Below are 23,465 nucleotides of genomic sequence, written 5' to 3'. Positions count from 1 at the left end.
GTGCTTTCTATTTTAAGTATTGCCTATAAAATCCAATCCTAAACATCCAATATAATTTTTTTCTCTTTTACTAATCCTATCTTTAGCCCTATCTTTCGCAACTGAAAAAAGCCCACACACAATTAATTATGCGTAAGCCTTTTGTTATTTTGATACTTTCTAAAACTCCATTTAAATTTTATATGGATTTTAAAAATAAAAAGGTATCTCTAGAGCTTAACACTAAGCCCATGAATGATCAACCTTCTCAAGATATTCTTCATGATTTTAAGTATTGCCTATAAAATCCAATCCTAAACATCCAATATAATTTTTTTCTCTTTTAGTAATCCTATCTTTAGCAACTTTGGCATATAAAGCCCCGATAGCTAAATCGTAAATTCACCATCATCATATTTGGCTATAGCATCGTCGTCTACTTCGGCAACCGCGTCGGTATCTTCCTCGATGTATGCTATACTATTTTCTGGCCCCGTAACTGCTTTGGCGAGTGAATCTGCTACACCTACGCCACTATATAATACTCCCGCAGGTGCGTCCGCGCTATCATTTGGCAACCTGTTAGAAAGAACGAGTTCGAACTGCTTGATCGCCGACTCTATATGCGCCACCGCGGTCGCTAGGTTTGTTGCCGCTCTGGCATTTATATATACGTTGGCTTTTAGCGCGGCTGCTGCTACCTTATGTTCTGCCTCGATGAAATCCTTTGGCGACATTGATTTTTCGTCTCCCTCGTGAGTGATGAAATGATCTATATCCTCTTCAGTAATCCAAATAATGCCATCATCAACGTCAACTCCCTGATCATCGCTAGTTGCATATCTTGTGTATTGTGCAGCTTGATCGATAAGCTGAATTAGACGCACCCTAGATTTTGCCGCGTATGCAGCTCCAGAATTTGCATCCAATGTTCCTAATTTTAATAATTTGTTTGCAGACGCAATAGAAGTCCGGAGCGACCGAATGTTGTTATAGATAGTTTTTAGTGTGGTCGTACTAATGTTAGCAAGTGTCGCCTTTGCAAGATCGATCTGATGGTTTAGCTCTGCAATTCGAGATGGTGCCATCCAGAGTGAATCGTTTGGAACATCTCTGCCCGTTGCCGACGCAAAAACCGGAGTTCGACCATCAGCACCAAATAATATTTTGTGTGCCACACTAATGGTCTCCTCTAAAATTTCAACCTGAGCTAACATCTTCGCCGACTTGCCATCTCCATTTCGTTTAATATTGGAAACCAAATTGGCCGCTGCACGCTTAAGAGTTTTGAATGATCTATTTAGCTGAGCGGTTGTTGCAGTCGAGAGAAGCTTCTGCGCATTGTCAATGGCAGCTTTGAAAGAATTGAACTGATTTGTATTGATCCACTTGGTACCTGAGTCGATATCACTACCGTCGCCCAAAATGCTAAGTTTAACCAGATGCGGCAAAGCTAACGGGCCAGACTCACCGGTTGCGAGCCCGATAGTAGTATACGCCTGAGTGATTGCAGCATTGAGATTGCTAAGTGCCTCGTTATATGCAAGCGCCGCTGGAGTGAGAACATTTTTTTCTGCATGTTCAGATGCAACGAAATTCGCTACCGCCTTAGTTAATGCGGCTTCTGCTTGTACAGCATCGCTTTGATCGCTAGATTGTAAACTTTTTTGCGCAACTGCAATCTCATTAGCAAAGTTTTCCACAGCATCGATATATATCCAGCGAGTGTTAAGCGGTACATCGACGCCGTCAGATTTATTTGAAACATGAATATCTCCGGCACCTACTTGATACGCTGCGCCACTCAATCCATGCTGATCAGTGTATGTCGTCGCAGGCGGGGTTGCACCCGGTAGATACGAAAGATTGTTAATAGATTCGATCGCAACTTGAATGGCAGCGCGCAAATTCGCCAATTCGATACCTTCAGTACCCGCTTGAACATAAGGAGTGATCTCGAGCTTCTCACCTTTGATGTTGTGCCCATAAAATTTTTGATACTCAACCTGGGTGTATGCCAATATCTCAAGCGCTTCACTGAGCGAGTTGCTCACATTCGGATCGGCAACGTGCTCGTCCAAGAAACTGGCGGCATCATCGGCAACCGCAACAATCTTGCGCTTATGAGCATCGGATGTCCATAGTAATGTAGCTGGAACGTCCGCTCCATCTTTCGAACTCGTAATAATTTCCGCAACTGATGGAATGATTTTATCAACGTATGTCCTGATTGTTGCAACAACCTTGGCGTAAGCTTCCTTGGTTTCGCATTGAGCAGCATCTTCTATAGCTGCAGTAATTTTAGCTGCAGCTATATTGGCTGCTGCTGCTGTCACCGAACCATTTTGGAAATCCATTCCATCATATTGTTTGTATGCGGCATTTAACTCATTCAGCTTTTCATTCGCAACAGTTTGCAGTATGTATTTTTTAGGAATAGAAGTAGGTAACCCGGTGCCAGTTGGAAATACAGTCCAAGTTTTTGCTGGCGACGGCGCGGTATTAAGAATAGCTGGGGCAATAAAATATGTTGCATCATCACTGAAGCCTTCTCGAGGATTTTCTATAGTTGTAGCCGTGGCCACTTCGATTTGAGTAGCCTTTGCTTTTGTGGTAGCTTTAGACGCATTTTTATAGATATAAATTTTAGGTTCAACATCCGCTCTAATTATGGCTGGTAAAGTCATATTAGGATCTAAGCCCAGCATTGCTTTTGCTATTTGCAGCTCCAAAGTTGACGTCTTCTCGGTATGATTATCAGGTCTAGCCGCAGCGATGTATTCTGCATAGGTCGCATCGAGATGTTTTTTAGTATTTGTAAACTTCGAATCACCAGTAACCGATGCGTTAATGGCGGCCAGCTTCATTGCTTCTATCAATGAGGTCGAGGTATCAGTACCATATTTTCCCCAAACAGCAGTGTTATTGGGTAACGTATTTGCGTAGCCATATGTTAGGCTATCACCTATATTAGAAGCAATAACATTATTAGATGCGATAGAAATAACTCCTGTTGCTAAAATAGCAATTTGCTTTTGATATTTCTTAGCCATTAATTCATCCCCTTTTCAATCAATGAGTTGCAACTCTCCGTTGCGACAAAATTTTTTAAATTCAAAAAATAGAGAGGCTTTTTGCCCCTCTTATTTTTTTTGTGCATCTTTTTCTTATAGCAAGCTAAAGTCCAAATCCGGTATTTCTATTTCTTCTTCTATTTCTTCTTCTATTTCTTCTTCTATTTCTGGGTCAATTACATCATCTTCGAGATCTTCAGCTTCTTCTTTAAATGCTATTAATGCCTCATGTAGTGCCACCAGTTCTTCCTCTAAAGAATCATAATTTTCCATATATTCTCCTATCTCTATTTCTTCCTCTATTTCTGCATATTCTTCTGCCTCGTCTTCTTCAATTTTTATTTCTTCTTCTGCTACAAATATACTATCTGCTAATTTATCTATCTCTTGAGCTATATCCCAGGTTTCTGTCTCTGCTACAACCGGCTCTTTCGCTATCTCTTCTATTGCTATTAACACTTCTGTTGCAAATTCATTCGCACCCATTTCCCTCGAGATATATTCCTCTCCGTTTCTTTTTAGTATTGCTCTTACTTTTATTTCTTCATTTAGTATTTTATCCTTATCATATTCCGGTATCTTATATCCATCACCGCTTTCTTCCATCTCGTTCCATATCTCTTCTTCTAATGAATATTCTATACTCATCTCGGCTTCATCTTCTGCTATTTCGTTAAATGTATAGCATTCAAAAAATATTTGACCCTTTTCAACATATGCCATCGGCGCTGCGACTGCCACAGGTTTCGCATTTCTTACGTCGCCTTTATACAATATCTTCGATGATATTGCAGGTTTTTGATAGTTCTCGTTTACGGCGAGCACTTGTATTTCTACTATTATATCTGCGTCATTTGGCAATTGTAGCCCTTCTTCTCCTTTCACTGAATATACATATATCTCATCTCGTTTTAGTTGTTTATTTTCTGTAGAACCTGATAACTTACTCGGATCGTTTATATCCGCTAATCTAATCGGTTCGTCTTGATATGCGATATACACTTTGCTATACATTTCATCGTTAACAACCGTAATCCCTTTAGTATTGAGCTCTATTATCGGCTTTGCTAACATCAAGTCTGGTGCCACAAATGTCTTTTCTGATACGGCCGGAATATACAGATCTTTTGACTCCTCTCCACCTTTTTCCTCTTTGCCTGTCGCTATTGCTACTAGCTTTTGCGTATACACATAGTCTATTGGTAACATATCGTTGATCTTGATCGGTGCGGTATATCTATAGATTTCTTTATCTGTCGCCGTTGTATGAAATACATTATCTATCCTTATTTTTGCTCCACCTACATCTTCTGTAAAATAAAACTTGATTATATCACCCTCATCGGCTTCAATTATTTTGATTTTTCCATTATCTTCTTTATTTCCTGTCAGTGTTGCTGCAATAGTAGGGGCTGTCAATTTCTCCAATTCCACTAATTCCGATGCTATATAATCGCTAATTGAATTTCCGTTCGGTCGTGCCACGATAAACATTTTATCCCCAGCGTTTAAATACAACTTCATCGCATCGATCGGACCGTTTATTTTTGTCTCGTATGGCGAATTCGTTGTGTAATAAAATACGTCATATGTTGCTCCTGTTTCATCTATTTCTCGCGTATCCACTGTCACAATGCCCAAGTCCGATACTTCTACCCACGGCGCTGGAAGCTGTGCTTTTGTTTTATTGATATCAGTTAAACTCGCGACGGCTGTCTTATAATATGTCGAGAGGTTATTATTTGTTGCTGTCTCCAAGCTTACTACAATGTTACTGTCCTTATCATCTAGTGTCAGATGCGGTACCTCTGCGTAGAATACTTTTGTGATCGCTTCTCCCGGGTCGCGACGCAAATCAATTTTATCTCTTGTTGAAGCTGTTGATTGCCATGTCAATTTCACTTCTTCCGCATTTACTGGCTCGCTTAGTGTTACCTTAATAACGTACTCTTCGTATGTTGCGATCGTGGCTAGCTCTCGTGGTATAAATTCCATATTTTCTATGGTCACTTCTTTTATTGCAAGCTCCGCTGGTTTGCTAATATATGGCACATCTTGTCCTTCTTCGCCCAATGTTGCACTTACAGCATATTTATCGCCATCTTTTGCCTTTTTCTCGTTTACTTCAAATGCGTTGTTTTCATCCAATGTTACGCCTGGCAGATTTCCCTTTATTACTTCTACTTTTGTTTTTGTATCCGCAACTACTGTAATTTTTTTTGTGTTCTCATTATACTTTAATGTTGGTGTAACTAATTCCACGGCTGGTGCAGATTCAAAAACCATCGGCACTGCTAATTCGTTTATACTATCTCCCAAGTTAGAGCTTAAAATTATATTTACTCTGTCTCCAACCTTTAAGCCATACGGTAATTCGCGCCATCCCGATAATTTAGAAGATGCATCCATGTTACCATCGATTGTTTCTAGATTAATTCCCTTTATTCCATATTCTATCGTATACGTAATTCCTGCAATATCAAAGTCTCCTTCTTTTGGCTTCGTTATATTCATGCTTCCAGATCTAAATATCGCTCCTGGTGCTGGCGGTACTACAATCGGTTTCCTCATTTCGTCTACTTTTTTATCATCGTCCTCGCCTAATTGTAATACTATGCTTCTATCAACCACTCCAGCATTTTGCTCGTTTAGCGTCTTATCCAGCGCCTCTATCCCAATTCGCCCTTCTATTACGTTACCATTATTTATCCAATTTATATATATATCATCCGTTATTTCTACCATGTCTTCTTCGGTCCAAATCTTAAACGTTTCGCTAAGCTTGCCCTCTGCATCTACTCGGATATTTCCACCTGCTGGAATGCTAATTATTATGTCTTTGAGATCTTCGCTGATAGTCATCTTAAATCCGTTGATCTTTTCCTTTTCTATGTCTAGCAGCACTTTATTCGATGGGTTCGATACCAATAACCAGCTGGCGTTACTTGCTTCAAATGTCGACGGAATATCTTTTCCCTCAATTCCCGTGCTTTCAAACACTTCCTTCTCGATTGTTCCGTATGCTGTCATGCTATTTACCGCATCAAATTCGACCTCATCAAACAAATACGTTTTCTCTTCTCCGTTTATTCGTCCTGTATACTTAATAATCAGACCATTTATCAACTCTTGCGTTAACCCTTTTCCTGTTACCGTTAACTCCACTTTATCATAATTTTCACGTGCATAAATCTCAACTTTTTTTACTGCTACCGTTGTTTTTTCTGATGCTACTTCCCACCAGTTTTCCACAAATTTGTTTATCGCATATGCGGTGACGGTATCTCCTTCTTCTAAGTTTAACGAATGAATCGGTACGCCTGCTGCAGGATAGTCTATCAAATCTGTTGATTCTCCGCTGCGTCTGTTCACTTTGTATTGTATCGTATGTTGCGCATCGGGGTCGGTCGATGTTGCTATAATTTTCATCAGGCTAGTGTTTTTGGCGGTGTCCTTATCGTGTTCAATTTCCACAGTCGTATTCGCGTCCATTTTCAATTGTCGACTGATTTTATCTACATACTCTTCCGAATACAGCCCATTATACAAAAATGCGTTTACATACTTTCCATCGTCTTCTGCTGTTATTCCTAGCTCCGCAGCTCTAAATGTTACCAGCGCTGTCCCCGCAGTTTTGGGATCTTCCGATACCACTATTTCGACCCTCTTGTCTTTGGTATTAAGTTCTCTAAAGTTAGAAACTATTTCTGTTGTATAATGATCTACCGCTCCTTTTGATAGCTCTATCTTCATATTATTTAGCTTTTTCGTATACGCGTTAAACCCGTCTGGTATTTTTACTGTAACATACTCCGAAGATGCGAAGTTTGGATCGGTAGCCCATTCGAATTCAATCTCTCCCTCTATCTTAATATCCGGATCGGTTTCTATACTGATATTTGCAAAATTTTTCCTCACCGATGCACTCTCAATTAACGCATTATTCACAGCCGCTATTGTAACTTCTATTTCTTTGTGTCCCTTAAGATCGGCTAGCTCGATTTCTGCCCTAATATGCTCGCCATCTGCAGTTATTGCCCACTCCAGTTCTTTTCCCGTCGCTGCAGTTACCGTATAGCCAGGGTCAAATTCATATGTTACTACTATTTTGTCATTTATGCCGTCCACACCGTTCCATATATCTATTCCGTCCTGAATCTTATCCAGAATAATTACCAGGTCTCCGGATGTAGTTTTATATAGCTCCGGTGCCGATAACTGCTGTACTCCTTTGGTTTCTACCACTTCACTTGCAGTATACCAAGCTCCGTCATAATCTATACTTACCACAATTACTTCGTTTGCTTTCAACTGGAGCGCCTCGATTTGTGCCGCATTAATATAAACTACATTTTCTTCCAAGTTTAGATCTCCAGCTTTTATCGTTGTGGAAATGTCACTGTCTTCTCTCTTTCCATACGATATCTTTGTGTTTTTCTCTATCTTATCTTCTGGCAATGTAAATTGCAGTCCACCGTCTTTTGCTTCAACTTTTACATCCGTCGCCACTGCTGCTGCTCGAGACCTGCTCATCGATGCTATAATATCTACCATCGTAAAGGTATCTTCGCTAACCATCTCATTAAACGCGTTCAATAGCTGTATTACAAATGCAGTCTCGCCACCCACTATTTCCAAGCGGTCATACGCATCCATCGTTACTACTGCTGTGTTTCCTTCTCTCGTTATTTTTAAGTTTGCTTCTTGCGCCAGATCATCTGTTATCGGAATGTATTTGTTAGTCCCATCGGCAAAGATTTTTTTCAGCACCAATTTTAAATTCGGCTTTATCGCATCATTTTCATATGCGCCACTCACTTTCACCGATACTTCGTCATCTACCACTTCCTTAACCCATTTCACGGCCAGTTGAGTCTCCTCTGGTTCCACTTTTCCGCTCGGAGCTGTCTCCTCATTCGATCTTGTCGATGCGACCATCCAGCTCAGATCATCAAAAGTTACTACTATCTTATATCCTTCTCGAACATATGCGGCCGGAATAGTCCATATCATGTCGCTTCCTTCTCTGGTCCACTCTCCGTCCAACGGTAACGGTGTGGATGTTCCCGAATTTGCCACAATATACCAATTCAATGTAGACGAAATAGTTGCTTTCACATCATCAGATATCTCGCCGCTTGCATTCCACAAATCTGCTGTTACCGGAAGTGATACTACCATCGTGTCGCCTCTCGTTTCCAATTTAGGTATCGGAAATGCCTCAACTTCAGGAGAAGTATATATCACTCGCGCGTCATCTTCGTCTGCAACCAAAAATTCAACCCTGTCACCCGCTTCCAACTCCAGAGCTTCTAACTCTTTTGCAGTTACGTTCACCGCGTTATAGATCTTTGCAACTTTCACTAAATCTCCAGAATTTTTTCGCATATAGATGTTCATATCATCGGCATTTGCAATGTCAAAGCTAATCCCCTCTTCATCTGCTATTACATTATCTATTGACACATCGTCCAAACCGCTTGCCCCTGTTTCCAATTGATTTGACTTTACAGAAGCCGTCATCCAGTTATCTACATCGTCAAAAATTACTGCCACTTTTTCGCGGTCTCTTAGATATGTTTCCGGTATTGTCCATGCCATCTTGCCATTCTCCATTGTCCATCTACCGTCTAACGGCAAATCCGTCGTGATTACATTTGAAGGCAATGAAAAATAGGTGCTCAGGTATGCCGCAAGAGCCGTTGATATAGTCGCCTCTATTTTTGCCTCTACCTCGCCTCCTCTTACTGTGCCATCCGCATTCCATATGCCAGCATCAACCGGTAGGTAAATTATAACAGCCCCATTTTTGTTTGCAAGAGTCGGTTTTGCTGCCAATTCTCTCACTTGCGCTTTAGAAGTATACAGAACCTCTGTCGTATTTCCATCATCTACAACCACTTCTATGCGATCTCCTGCGATTAATCCTAATTTTTCCAAATCATCTACCGTCAATGTTACATTTCCGGCTGCTACTTCGAATCTCTCGCTAGAACCTTGCTTTCTATAATATAGCCTATGATTTGCAGTTAAATTTTCTATCACCAATTCAATCGCCTTCTCGGTTTCTTTCGCAGTTGTCACTACCGGACCCGCTGCCGGTGGAGCATCTTTAAGCTGCGCTGTTGCCGAGCTAGGTCGATGCGTCCAGTAACCGCTATCATATACTCGAACCGTAATTGCTGTTGCCGAGCTATCGTCCAGTTTAAATGTAGCTTTGATAGTTCCGCCGTCTTCAAAATCCTCTAACCTCGAAGGGGTCTTCAAAATTCCTTGAGATGTGACATATTCAACGACCACAGTATCTTTCAACTGCTGCGTTTTTTCATTCCACAACGTTAAGATGTTATCTTGATCAAAAGCTACGATCTTATTTAGCGTAACCGTAATTTCGTCCCCATCCACAAATATCTTTGGAGTCGGAAACTTAATTGTATACCCTACATCTTCCGCTGTCGTTTGTTCTGCAATATACCACTTATCACTAACCACTTTCGCTAAAATAGTTCCTGTATCCGACCACTCCGACGGTGCTATCCCATTCAGCAGCTCTTCCTCTGTTGCTACCACTTTATTCACACCATCCAGCGTTAGCTCTGCTCGCAAATTGCCATAATCTACATTTGCAACTTTGGCTAGGTCAAATGTAATTTTGCTAACAGCATCGTTTAGTTGGCTCATTATAGGTGCCGCGTAAATCTCTTGCTCTATCCAATTGTCCGCATCGTCCTCGTTGTCTGTTACGTACGAATCCTCATGACAGACCACCACTCTAACTTTGTTTCCAACTTTTAGATCGCCCAAGTCTTTTGCGTCAAAAGTAATTATCGCTGTAGTTGGCTCCCCTTCTTTTGGAGTGGCTTCTGTCGCAAAGTCGCCGTTTGCTGTACTCAACACTGCTATCGTCTCGCCCGACTCATCAAATGTCGTGGCAACTATCTCGATCCCCTCTTTTAATTGCCCACTTGTTTCGTATGCGTTTGTCGCCTCCACTGCGATAGTATTTGCGACTGCTCCCCATCCAAATGTTAATAGCTCTTTTATTGGGCCTTTTGCCAAAGTTTTCGATGTATTTGCTTTGTTCAACCAATTGTTATCATCAATCGTGACGCTAATGTTTGTTGCATTGGCAAGTTCGACAACTTCGCTGAGAATGGCATCTTCCTTGCCCCCTCTTGTAGATTCTATCCAATCTATTTCATCTACCGGAACTACTAATGTTTCTGCAGCTGATGCGCTATATGGAGTATAAGTTACAGCGAGTTTTACTCCATCCTTTTTGTAATCATTACTGTCTATGCTAATGCGCACCTCCCTGCCGGCTAATATCAGCTCTGGTGCTACAAATTGCGAGATCTCTCCGATATCGGTTTGTGCTGGTAATACATTCCATGCGTCATACGATACGACGGCTTTGATCGTATTATCCATTGCCGCTTCCCATTCTGAATCTTCTCCAAAGCTCGCGCCGTTCTCCAATATGTCCTCTAAATCTGTTTTTATTACATCCACCGTTTCCCCTTGCTGCGTCAATAAATGTAGCTCAACCGCAAAGTCGGCGTAATTTATTTCTTCCATATTTGCAAGCACCGCTCGATGCGCTCCAGGAATTTTGAAATGTATCGTATCGTTGGTCGTTTTTGCGTTATCAATTACGATGCTCGGCGATTCAAAAACTTCTTGCAAAATCAATGCAATCGGATCCTTTGTATCTTCTTGATATAGCGCAACAGAGATCACATTGCCCACTGCCAAACTGTCATATAAATCCTCTGCCGCAAAAGACATAACCGCATTGCCCGCGCCATCATTTTTAATGGTTGGCTCCACTTCCAAAACAGTTGATACCCCTCGTAAAATTTTCACAGATAGCCCATCTTTTAGCTCTGTACTGCTGTTGTCTTTTAGTACATTGGAAATTGTAACCGCTATGTTCCCCCCATCCTCTTTCCACTTCAACTCATATTTATCATCTGCAGCTGACTCATCCACGATGGCAAGTGTGCTCGAGCCAGCTTTATTGAGCCAGTTGTGCGTATCTTCCACAGTTACCGTATATAGTAATGCTTCATCAGGTGCCGTTACTACCGCATTAACCCCATTCCCAAACATTTCCGTAATGTCGGTTGCCGATCTAGAATTTCTAGTTGCAGTTGTGTAACTTACTTTTATGCCGTCGCGAATCTTGTTATTTTCTATTACATCATTTCTATCTAGCATGATCAAAACTTGTCGTTTATCATAATCGATCAATGTCATCTCGGGAGCCGCCAACTGATTTACCTCTCCCAAGTTTTCTGATATTGTATCGGTGATATGCCACTTGTTCCCCATCGTTGTCGCGCTGATAGAATCTCCCGCTTCGCCGACCCATTCCTCTGGAATTTCGATGAGTGCCACTCCATCCACAAGTTCTGCAAGCACCTGATCATCTCCAGCCAATCTCACCGCAACAGTTCCGTCAGTTATAGAGTCTGCTACCAACTTCATCGTTGCCCTATCAGCATGATCCAAATCTATAGCCACTGCCGGTGCCGCCGTAATAGCCTGTCGCGCGACTGAAGAATCTTCGTTACCATAATGCATACTCGCCGTAATTGCAGTGACCTCGGCCAAATCTCCCAAATCGCTGGCGGCAAATGTCACAATCGCTTTGTCGGGATTTCCAGGTTTTGGCAATATAGTCACCACGATTGCTCCCGATTTCGCGGTAGTGGTAACAACAGTTTCCGTTTCGACATCCAACCCCTTCACTTTACCAATCCTCAAACTGTATCCTGGCACAAAGGCTGCTCCATCCACGCAGAACGCAGGGATTTCTATCGCAACTTCTGTTTTTGCATCTTCGCTGTCCACAAACTTGGCAAACAGTCCTTCCTCCGGCTCTTCCAATGCTGGCATGTCCACAGCGTTCGATACGCTAATCACGTTAAACCAACTTCTGTCAGATACCAAAACTTCAACATTGTTTAAGCCACCGGCAAAATGATCTCTATAGCTTTGCTCATCCACGATCGTTGCCCTCTTCTTGTCGCCCGCAACAACCCAAGTCAAGTCATCCACCTCAACCTCCGTCTTCATCGTTGCCATTGCAATAGCGCGAGACATAACTGCTTCTGCGTTGCCAAACCTCATTTTGTTCACATCCAACTGATTTGTATCGACCGCGCCATCCACTTCCAACACGAGTTCATTGCCCTCTAAAATTAACGTTGGCCTCACAATTTGTTTACTAATTTTTATTTCATCTGCAGCTCCTTGTAACCTAACATCAACAACGACACCCGTCGCGTCATATGCCACGCCCTCTTGCGAAAGCCCCACTGCGCCAAACGGAATCTTCACTATCGCATCATATGTATCATCGGTAATCTCGATACCCTCCGCTGCAACTCCACCATCCACAACTTTCGTATCATCCACTAGCAATGTAAGATTGTTTTTCAGAGTGTTCTGTTCTTTAAATCCATTGGCAACTCTAATATATAAGTGATTCTCCTCCGCTGCCACATCAGCCCATTCCAATGCGAACGCGCTCATATCTGGAGTCACAAAGCTAGCTCTGCTAGACAAGTTGTGCCAATTTTGTGTATCAAACATAGCGACGTCAACCGTTGCGTTGGCCGGCGCATTCTCAATTGTTGCCCGAGCCTTTCCATCAAGAATCTTCCAGGAGCTGGCCTTCATTGCCTTCCATACAGCGTTATTAAATTTGTAGTACGCCACAACATTCCCACTCTGCAAGTCATCAATATTAATTTTGGAAGTTACAACTACATCAGCCCCCGATGCTGTAATTTCTGGAACAGGTAAAGGCGCAACCACCTTAGTAATTGTAGATAATTCGTTGTGATTAGAGTCTGTTAAAACCAGCGTTACAGTTTGGTTTGAAATCGTCTCTGGTCTTTCGAAATCCGCTATGTTCAGTATTTCTCTATCAAACGTGATAATAGCATCGTCCGCTTCTTTTTTTATGGTAACCCCCTCCTCAGCAATTCCCTCTGATACTAATGAAATTTTCTTCGTTGCCCCAGTCGCAAACAATCCGAGTTTAGATTTGAGAGCCCCATCATCTGCATACGCGCCTGTCGCCCGCACTGCGACCGTATTCTCGTCCTCGCCTTGCCCCCATCTGAGAGCAAATTCATTTTGTTCTGGGATCTCAAAACTAGTCGTAATTGACAATTTATACCAATTCTTAAGATCAAACATAATGACATCAACTATATTCCCATTGTTCGTCGCCGCATCAGCTATCGTAGTCCAAAGCTTTCCGTCCACAATACTCCAAGCACTAGCGTCAATCGCCGCCCACTTGACATTTCTAAACGGCCGTGAGTTCACGCTATAATAAGTAACAAGAGTGCCCTCCGCCAAATCGGCAAGCGTGTCATTTGCGTTTTCGCCCGGAGACGGCAACAAAGTAATAGTCACATCGTCCCCCGAAGTTGCGATTATCGGTTCAGGCAATTGGGCAACTTCCTGAGTAATAGTCGCGAGTTCGTCCCCATCGGCTGTAGTAAGCGCTATCGCTATCATTCGATTTGCTGTTGTATTGACTGGTCGCATAGCATCCGTGATCCCGAGCTCTGCACGATCGAAAGTGAGGATCGCATCGTCGGCCGCATCCTTTTTGATTGTTACACCAGCCACCGGTGCGCCATCTTTTATTATAGCAATAGCATTTGTTCCATCCACTGTTGCTGTCACGTTGAGATTTGCTTCGAGCGATCCGGCATTTTCATAGGCATCAGCTACCCGAACTGCGATAATCTGCTCGTTAATTCCTTGTGCCCATGAGAGGTTGTATGATTCTTTTTCTGGCATCACAAAACTAGCCCTACTAGACAAATTATACCAATTTTTAAGATCAAATATGGCTACATCAACAGTAACATCAGCTGCAACATCGGCTATTGTCGCAACCGCATTTCCGCCCGTTGTATTCCACTCGTTCGCATCGATTGATTCCCATCTGGTAGCTTTTCCTGGCTGAGCATCGACGCTGTAGTATGCAACCATTTTGCTATCCGCCAATGCTGTGGCCAAAGTTGATGGCAATGTTACTGTTACATCATCTCCAACGGCCGCGACTTCTGGTGCAGGTAGTTGAGAAATTTCTTGAGTGATAGTAGAGATTGCATCACCATCGGCTGTAGTAAGCGATACTGTTACAGCTCGGTTTGCTGCGATATTGATTGGTCGAGTAACATCCGTGATCCCGAGCTCTGCACGATCAAAAGTGAGGATCACATCGTCGGCCGCATCCTTTTTGATTGTTACACCAGCCACCGGTGCGCCATCTTTTATTATAGCAATAGCGTTTGATCCATCCACTGTTGCTGTCACGTTGAGATTTGCTTCGAGCGATCCGGCATTTTCATAGGCATCAGCCACCCGAACTGCGATAATCTGCTCGTTAATTCCTTGTGCCCATGAGAGGTTGTATGCCTCTTTTTCTGGCATCACAAAACTAGCCCTACTAGACAAATTATACCAATTTTTAAGATCAAATATGGCTACATCAACAGTAGCATCAGCTGCAATGCCGGCTATTGTCGCAACCGCATTTCCGGCCGTTGTATTCCATTCGTTCGCATCGATTGATTCCCATCTGGTAGCTTTTCCTGGCTGAGCATTGACGCTGTAGTATGCAACCATTTTGCTATCCGCCAATGCTGTGGCCAAAGTTGATGGCAATGTTACTGTTACATCATCTCCAACGGCCGCGATTTCTGGTGCAGGTAGTTGAGAAATTTCTTGAGCGATAGTAGAGATTTCGTCACCATCGGCTGTAGTAAGCGATACTGTTACAGCTCGATTGGCTGCGATATTAATTGGTCGCGTCACATCCGTAATTCCGAGCTCTGCACGATCGAAAGTGAGGATCGCATCGTCGGCCGCATCCTTTTTGATTGTTACACCAGCCACCGGTGTGCCATCTTTTATTATAGCAATAGCGTTTGATCCATCCACTGTTGCTGTCACGTTGAGACTTGCTTCGAGCGATCCGGCATTTTCGTAGGCGTCAGCCACCCGAACTGCGATAATCTGCTCGTTAATTCCTTGTGCCCATGAGAGGTTGTATGCCTCTTTTTCTGGCATCACAAAACTAGCCCTACTAGACAAATTATACCAATTTTTAAGATCAAATATGGCTACATCAACAGTAACATCAGCTGCAACATCGGCTATTGTCGCAACTACATTTCCGGCCGTTGTATTCCATTCGTTCGCATCGATTGATTCCCATCTGGTAGCTTTTCCTGGCTGAGCATTGACGCTGTAGTATGCAACCATTTTGCTATCCGCCAATGCTGTGGCCAAAGTTGATGGCAATGTTACTGTTACATCATCTCCAACAGCCGCGATTTCTGGCTTAGGTAGTTGAGAAATTTCTTGAGCGATAGTAGAGATTTCATCACCATCGGCTGTAGTAAGCGCTACTGTTACAGCTTGGTTTGCTGCGATATTGATTGGTCGAGTAACATCCGTAATTCCGAGCTCTGCACGATCGAAAGTGAGGATCGCATCGTCGGCGGCATCCTTTTTGATTGTTACACCAGCCACCGGTGCGCCATCTTTTATTATAGCAATAACATTTGATCCATCCACTGTTGCTGTCACGTTGAGATTTGCTTCGAGTGATCCGGCATTTTCGTAGGCATCGGCTACCCGAACTGCGATAATCTGCTCGTTAATTCCTTGTGCCCATGAGAGGTTGTACGCTTCTTTTTCTGGCATCACAAAACTAGCTCTACTAGACAAATTATACCAATTTTTAAGATCAAATATGGCTACATCAACGGTAGTATCAGCTGCAACATCGGCTATTGTCGCAACTACATTTCCGCCCGTTGTATTCCATTCGTTCGCATCGATTGATTCCCATCTGGTAGCTTTTCCTGGCTGGGCATCGACGCTGTAGTATGCAACCATTTTGCTATCCGCCAATGCTGTGGCCAAAGTTGATGGCAATGTTACTGTTACATCATCTCCAACGGCCGCGACTTCTGGCTTAGGTAGTTGAGAAATTTCTTGAGCGATAGTAGAGATTGCATCACCATCGGCTGTAGTAAGCGATACTGTTACAGCTTGGTTTGCTGCAATATTAATTGGTCGGGTAACATCCGTAATCCCGAGCTCTGCACGATCGAAAGTTAGAATCGCATCGTCGGCCGCATCCTTTTTGATTGTTACACCAGCCACCGGTGCGCCATCTTTTATTATAGCAATAGCATTGGTTCCATCCACTGTTGCTGTCACGTTGAGACTTGCTTCGAGTGATCCGGCATTTTCGTAGGCATCAGCCACCCGAACTGCGATAATCTGCTCGTTTAATTCCTTGTGCCCATGAGAGGTTGTATGCCTCTTTTTCTGGCATCACAAAACTAGCCCTACTAGACAAATTATACCAATTTTTTAGATCAAATATGGCTACATCAACAGTAGTATCAGCTGCAATGCCGGCTATTGTCGCAACTACATTTCCGGCCGTTGTATTCCATTCGTTCGCATCGATTGATTCCCATCTGGTAGCTTTTCCTGGCTGGGCATTGACGCTGTAGTATGCAACCATTTTGCTTTCTGCCAATGCTGTGGCCAAAGTTGATGGCAATGTTACTGTTACATCATCTCCAACGGCAGCGACTTCTGGTGCAGGTAGTTGAGAAATTTCTTGAGCGATAGTAGAGATTTCATCACCATCGGCTGTAGCAAGCGATACTGTTACAGCTCGGTTTGCTGCGATATTAATTGGTCGAGTAACATCCGTGATCCCGAGCTCTGCACGATCGAAAGTGAGGATCGCATCGTCGGCGGCATCCTTTTTGATTGTTACACCAGCCACCGGTGCGCCATCTTTTATTATAGCAATAGCATTTGATCCATCCACTGTTGCTGTCACGTTGAGATTTGCTTCGAGCGATCCGGCATTTTCATAGGCATCAGCTACCCGAACTGCGATAATCTGCTCGTTAATTCCTTGTGCCCATGAGAGGTTGTATGCCTCTTTTTCTGGCATCACAAAACTAGCTCTACTAGACAAATTATACCAATTTTTAAGATCAAATATGGCTACATCAACAGTAGCATCAGCTGCAACATCGGCTATTGTCGCAACTACATTTCCGCCCGTTGTATTCCATTCGTTCGCATCGATTGATTCCCATCTGGTAGCTTTTCCTGGCTGGGCATCGACGCTGTAGTATGCAACCATTTTGCTTTCTGCCAATGCTGTGGCCAAAGTTGATGGCAATGTTACTGTTACATCATCTCCAACGGCCGCGACTTCTGGTGCAGGTAGTTGAGAAATTTCTTGAGCGATAGTAGAGATTTCATCACCATCGGCTGTAGTAAGCGATACTGTTACAGCCCGGTTTGCTGCGATATTGATTGGTCGAGTAACATCCGTAATTCCGAGCTCTGCACGATCGAAAGTGAGGATCGCATCGTCGGCGGCATCCTTTTTGATTGTTACACCAGCCACCGGTGCGCCATCTTTTATTATAGCAATAGCATTTGTTCCATCCACTGTTGCTGTCACGTTGAGATTTGCTTCGAGCGATCCGGCATTTTCATAGGCGTCAGCCACCCGAACTGCGATAATCTGCTCGTTAATTCCTTGTGCCCATGAGAGGTTGTATGCTTCTTTTTCTGGCATCACAAAACTAGCCCTACTAGACAAATTATACCAATTTTTAAGATCAAATATGGCTACATCAACAGTAGCATCAGCTGCAACATCGGCTATTGTCGCAACTACATTTCCGCCCGTTGTATTCCATTCGTTCGCATCGATTGATTCCCATCTGGTAGCTTTTCCTGGCTGAGCATCGACGCTGTAGTATGCAACCATTTTGCTTCCGCCAATGCTGTGGCCAAAGTTGATGGCAATGTTACTGTTACATCATCTCCAACGGCCGCGATTTCTGGCTTAGGTAGTTGAGAAATTTCTTGAGCGATAGTAGAGATTTCATCACCATCGGCTGTAGTAAGCGATACTGTTACAGCTCGGTTTGCTGCGATATTAATTGGTCGAGTAACATCCGTGATCCCGAGCTCTGCACGATCGAAAGTGAGGATCGCATCGTCGGCGGCATCTTTTTTGATTGTTACACCAGCCACCGGTGCACCATCTTTTATTATAGCAATAGCATTTGTTCCATCCACTGTTGCTGTCACGTTGAGATTTGCTTCGAGCGATCCGGCATTTTCGTAGGCATCAGCCACCCGAACTGCGATAATCTGCTCGTTAATTCCTTGTGCCCATGAGAGGTTGTATGCCTTCTTTTTCTGGCATCACAAAACTAGCTCTACTAGACAAATTATACCAATTTTTTAGATCAAATATGGCTACATCAACAGTAGTCATCATTAGCTGCAACATCGGCTATTGTCGCAACTACATTTCCGGCCCGTTGTATTCCATTCGTTCGCATCGATTGATTCCCATCTGGTAGCTTTTCCTGGCTGAGCATTGACGCTGTAGTATGCAACCATTTTGCTATCTGCCAATGCTGTGGCCAAAGTTGATGGCAATGTTACCGTTACATCATCTCCAACGGCCGCGACTTCTGGTGCAGGTAGTTGAGAAATTTCTTGAGCGATAGTAGAGATTTCGTCACCATCGGCTGTAGTAAGCGATACTGTTACAGCTTGGTTTGCTGCGATATTAATTGGTCGAGTAACATCCGTAATCCCGAGCTCTGCACGATCGAAAGTGAGGATCGCATCGTCGGCCGCATCCTTTTTGATTGTTACACCAGCCACCGGTGCGCCATCTTTTATTATAGCAATAGCATTTGATCCATCCACTGTTGCTGTCACGTTGAGATTTGCTTCGAGCGATCCGGCATTTTCGTAGGCATCAGCTACCCGAACTGCGATAATCTGCTCGTTAATTCCTTGTGCCCATGAGAGGTTGTATGATGCTTTCGCCAATTCTTCGTCGCTCCTCGAAGCCAAAATATTGCGCTTATCTATTAGTTCTACAGCAGTCAAATTATGCGGACGATCTGTATAAATTCTAATGTTACTTAAGTTTTTCCATCCAGTAATTTCCTCTTGCGTGTTCATATCAATTATTTTAACGTCGTCGCATAGTTTTTGGTTCTCGTCGTCCCATATCCTAGCAAAGCGATTGGCCTTATCCGCTATTATTTGGTTCTGATCAGGATCAATTCTTATTAACGGAAGTTCCCCAGATCCTTGTTCTTTATAATAATTTTTTTCGTCTACCTCCAAATACATTTGTAACTTATAGTCATCGTTTCCTTTTGGGAATAAAGCAGACGGAACCGTTATTACCATATCCTTGCCATCTTCTTCCATTTTTAAACCTTGTTTCTGCAGTATAGTTGACACTACTCCATTTAGAATATATTTCGTAACCGAACCTCCAACTACTGACGACTGTACTATCTTTTTTCTTGATAAGCTAATAGTATTTCGATTTTCTTTTCCATCAATCAATCTTATTTGTATAACATCGTCTGTCTCCGGATAGTCAAATTTGATATTTGTATCATCCATTGTCAGCTCTATGGCCTGAACCGCTTTTTGCTCGATCCAAGTATTTTCTAAGCTCTCCATTGCCACTATTATATCTGTATCCATAATTCCGGCATTGACGATTTCGCCAAAAGGTATGACTTGCGTCGCTTCTGATCCGTTAATAGTCCAGGCAGCTGTGTCAATTTCCATATCATTTATAGTCAGCTTATAGTCATCTTTTAGCAGAGCTGTTTCAGAGTCCAAATATTTGTCAGCATTTCTGAGGGATACCACCGTTTTTGCCTCATCTGCTTTTGCGACCATTGTTATAGGCTCTACATATACCTCATATTTAGCTGATGGCAGTATTTTCCAGTCTTTTCCATATAAAGTTGCAGTTACGGTTGTAGCTTGATTACTTATCTCGGCAAAGTTGTTGCCAGAGTTTTGTTTTTTCATTAATCTCAGATACCGCAAAAGTCTCAAGCTCGTTGCCCGCAGTATCAGTAAAAATTATTTCTGCAAAAACGTCGTTTGTGTTTATATTGTTTGCGGCATCAATAGTAATAGTACCATCTGCTTCTACTATCACATCTAAAACCTCTGCCCGATGCAATGCAAACGGAAAGCCCGATTTAGCCGCCAAAGAATTTGCGATACCAGTAATAGAGACATCAATCATAGAAACATTGGTATCGTCTAAATATTCGCCAATTGCCTCAAGAGAAACTCGCATTATTGAGTCACCATCTTCGGTCTCGCTTAAGCTTACATAATTATCTTGGGGATCTATCGGTAGATTCACGACGGTTCCATTTTTATATGTGATATCAAATTGCACTTTTACTTCACCGCTGCGAATTTCTGAAACGGTGGCGTTGGTTACTTCTATGACCATATTTCCAGACGCATCAATATCGACCATATCTGCAATAGGAGGAACGGTTACCATTTTTTGAGCCGACACACCAAGGGTATGCCAAACTGGCCGCGCAAGGGCAAGCGAAACTTCGAAGCAATCTCCTGGTCTAACATCTACCGGTATTGTTATTGTGGCCTTATTGTCATCTATTTTGGTTAGATTTGCGGGAAAGAGCATATTGATTCCTTCTAAATCAATTAACTTTGCTGTTACAAGCAGCTCTTCTAGCGACTGAGCTGTAACGGTTAGCGATTTTGTTGCGATGTCATAGTTAAGATCGAACGCATCCAGCTCGTCGATGGTAACCGTCTTCGAATCTACTCTTATTTCTGGGTCTATGCTACTAATAACTGCGACGCATACTTCATCTCCGGCAACCAGCTTCCATCCCAAATCGTTAACATCAATTTCTTTTGCGATAGCGCCATTTTCCATTTCTGCGGCATAAATTGGAATTTCTCTGGTAAATTTGCCGTCTAATTCATTTAGCAACGAAACTTCAACGTAATATGGATTTCCGATTGCGATCGTATCGATATTGGCAGTAACTAGCATCTTGCCAGACTTTGCCGTACCCAGATTTACGTTGTGAATGACATTTGGATTTGCAGTAGTTGGGTTGAGCTTGGCCATCGCCTGAGCAGTGCCATGTAATACAAAGCTAGATTGACCAGAAACAGTGGCGCAAAGTCCATCTTCATATATATCGTTGTTGATTTGAGTGGTAGGAAGCATGTCCAACCTAGCTTGACTTACTACAACAGAAATTGTGTTTGCGTCAGGATTTTCATGGTACGCCTTTCTAAATTCTGCAGTTAAATCTAGGTATCCTGGAACAGTTTCCACTTCAGGATTGATATTAAGAAGCCTAACAGCATCGAGGCTCATTTTATAATTTTCTTGCCATTTTGATCGTGGTATCGCAACTGTAACTGTAGTGATATCATTTGTATTCACAACAGCAAGAGATGGAGTTGGAGCTTGTTCAAACGATGCATTTGCTTGAAATGTATTTGGGGCCACCACCGTTACATTCTCGCGACCATTATAATATTGTGAAGGATAATTTATGGTAGCAGAAAATAAATCTGCGTCAGAAACAGAATTTAAACTTGCAGTTAGAGTTAGATTTCCGCCCTCATCTATGGCAGTTTGAGTGAAGGGCACTGTCGCATTATTTATTGTACAGGCTATGTCGTCAAAGCTTACGATTATACCTCGATTTAATTTAATATTAACAGCATTGACCCCGTCGTTTGCAGTGGTTGTTAGAATTGGTGCTTCAATTAGCGCAATCGGAACTTTGGTGTATGCGTTATAGTTTATCGCTTGATCTCCGTCTGCAATTAAATTTTCTTGAATTACCAGTACATATTCACCTGCAGCATAATTCATTATCATATCTTGGTATGAAATTTTTCCTTGAATGAGGGGTAAAAAATATAGATCCTCAACATCTTGGTCGGGCTGAGCCAATGCATATTTAAAATTTGATGACGCATTTCTGGCCATGTTAGAAATAGTTATATCGCCATTTTCCTCCACCTTGGTATCAAGATTAGAATATTCGGGCTCAACAGTTACAGTTTCCACAACTGTTTCGACCTCTGGATAATATTCGTCGAAAATAATTCTGCCATCGCTATCGATATCATCTTCGTATAATTGCTGATCTGCAACAACAATTTTGTACGCATCTTCGAGAGTAACTTTAAACGGCACATCTTCTATATCTATATGATCAGACTTTGCAACAACAGTGTGAATACTCATTTGCCCATCGATATTTGCGGCAGTTCTAATATCTGCAACTTCAACTTCAGATTTAAAATTTCCTTTTATAGTGGTATCTTCATTATTAACAATTAGCGTTTCTATTTTAGTATTTTCTAATATCAAATTACCTCCTTCAAAAAATACTGTACCGCGAACTTCCACATTATCTAGAAAGATTTGGCCATTCCCAACGCCAGCAGGAATATATAGATTTCCAATGATTACAGTATCTTGTAGGCCCGTGTTGCCCATTGCGGATATTACAACATTGCCCGCAACTCTACCTAACTTATGTACCCCATTATTGGCAACTACTTCAACGGCAATCCTATCTAAGATGCTTGCGAGTTCTCCACGAGAAATATGCCCTTTGGGATCAAATGTTCCGTCTGGTCTACCGCTCAAATATTGTTTTGATACCAGCTGATTAATAGCTTGCTTTGCCCAGGGCGCAATTTCGTTGCTATCAGAAAACAATTTTTCTAAGTTTTGTACATTACCATTTTCTGCCAAGCTAAATGCATTTGCGATAGCATAGGCAACTTCTTCCCTGGTAGCATACTCGTCTGATCTAAACGCTAAACCATCGTGATTCATTATATCGCTTACGGCCAATATAGAATCAGTGGCCCAGTCATTATACGAGCCATTTACATTTTTACTATAATCTAGATCATTAAATACTTCGCTATTAGTTTGCTTAAAACCAAATATATTTTGTAAACACACCGCCATTTCAGCTCTTGTTATGTTGGCATTAGGGCGAAAGGTTCCGTCTGAATATCCAGTTAAAACTCCTGCCTCAATGAGAGTTTCGATACTATCATATGCCCAATGTTGATTGATATCGATCAGCGCCACTTTTTCTTTTGTTTCTGCTGCATAAATGCTTGATGGAGTCATCCCCATAACAGATAGTCCAACAGATAGTGCCAAGCATTCTGCCATTCGTCTTTTCATTATTTTACTCATGCTATTCTTCCTCTCTATATTTGTTATATTTCTAAATAATTCATTTTGTAATAACTTCAAAAAGAATATCATATTTTGGCAATAAAAGCAACAATTATTTCTTCCTTGACATAATTTGTCTTCCGCTTGTAATATTTTTTGTGTATGCCTATATTTTTTAAAATTTTGTTCACAAAGAGAAGTTTCATGAAAATATTCTCTTGTTGCCGCAAAAAATATTTAAGCGTGATATTCTGTCGATGAACTCT

At 42.2% G+C, this 23,465-nt stretch carries 6 protein-coding genes; all 6 read right to left on the bottom strand.

The window, feature by feature from the left end:
- Positions 1-368: 368 nt before the first annotated feature.
- The 6 genes from PCY70_RS13155 to PCY70_RS13130 all read right to left on the bottom strand — a co-directional run bounded on the left by PCY70_RS13155 (position 369) and on the right by PCY70_RS13130 (position 23,217).
- Positions 369-3,032 carry a hypothetical protein gene (locus tag PCY70_RS13155; RefSeq protein ID WP_305767793.1) on the bottom strand — a complete coding sequence of 888 codons (2,664 nt, stop codon included), beginning with the start codon at positions 3,030-3,032 and terminating at the stop codon, positions 369-371.
- A gap of 114 nt (positions 3,033-3,146) precedes the next feature.
- Positions 3,147-16,367, bottom strand: coding sequence for a hypothetical protein (locus tag PCY70_RS13150; protein WP_305767791.1), 13,221 nt, complete (start codon positions 16,365-16,367; stop codon positions 3,147-3,149).
- Positions 16,360-17,910 carry a hypothetical protein gene (locus PCY70_RS13145; RefSeq protein WP_305767789.1) on the bottom strand — a complete coding sequence of 517 codons (1,551 nt, stop codon included), beginning with the start codon at positions 17,908-17,910 and terminating at the stop codon, positions 16,360-16,362. The genes PCY70_RS13150 and PCY70_RS13145 overlap by 8 nt, the downstream gene beginning before the upstream one ends.
- Positions 17,814-18,284, bottom strand: coding sequence for a hypothetical protein (locus tag PCY70_RS13140; protein ID WP_305767787.1), 471 nt, complete (start codon positions 18,282-18,284; stop codon positions 17,814-17,816). The genes PCY70_RS13145 and PCY70_RS13140 overlap by 97 nt, the downstream gene beginning before the upstream one ends.
- A gap of 144 nt (positions 18,285-18,428) precedes the next feature.
- Positions 18,429-20,006 (bottom strand): hypothetical protein, encoded by a 1,578-nt coding sequence (locus PCY70_RS13135; RefSeq protein ID WP_305767785.1) that lies wholly within the window; start codon positions 20,004-20,006, stop codon positions 18,429-18,431.
- Entirely contained in the window at positions 19,963-23,217 is a 3,255-nt protein-coding gene (locus tag PCY70_RS13130) for an S-layer homology domain-containing protein (protein ID WP_305767783.1), read from the bottom strand. The genes PCY70_RS13135 and PCY70_RS13130 overlap by 44 nt, the downstream gene beginning before the upstream one ends.
- Positions 23,218-23,465: the final 248 nt, after the last annotated feature.

The sequence above is a fragment of the Candidatus Epulonipiscium viviparus genome (assembly GCF_030708075.1).
Taxonomy (GTDB): Bacteria; Bacillota; Clostridia; order Lachnospirales; family Cellulosilyticaceae; genus Epulonipiscioides; species Epulonipiscioides viviparus.
The sequence above is the reverse complement of the archived record's forward strand: the minus strand, read 5'-3'. Positions and strand labels throughout refer to the sequence as shown.

Bases quoted from the DNA above. Each gene is read 5' to 3' on its own strand.
- PCY70_RS13130 (WP_305767783.1), bottom strand. From the start codon at position 23,217: ATGAGTAAAATAATGAAAAGACGAATGGCAGAATGCTTGGCACTATCT.
- PCY70_RS13155 (WP_305767793.1), bottom strand. From the start codon at position 3,032: ATGGCTAAGAAATATCAAAAGCAAATTGCTATTTTAGCAACAGGAGTT.
- PCY70_RS13145 (WP_305767789.1), bottom strand. From the start codon at position 17,910: ATGGTTGCATACTACAGCGTCGATGCTCAGCCAGGAAAAGCTACCAGA.
- PCY70_RS13135 (WP_305767785.1), bottom strand. From the start codon at position 20,006: ATGAAAAAACAAAACTCTGGCAACAACTTTGCCGAGATAAGTAATCAA.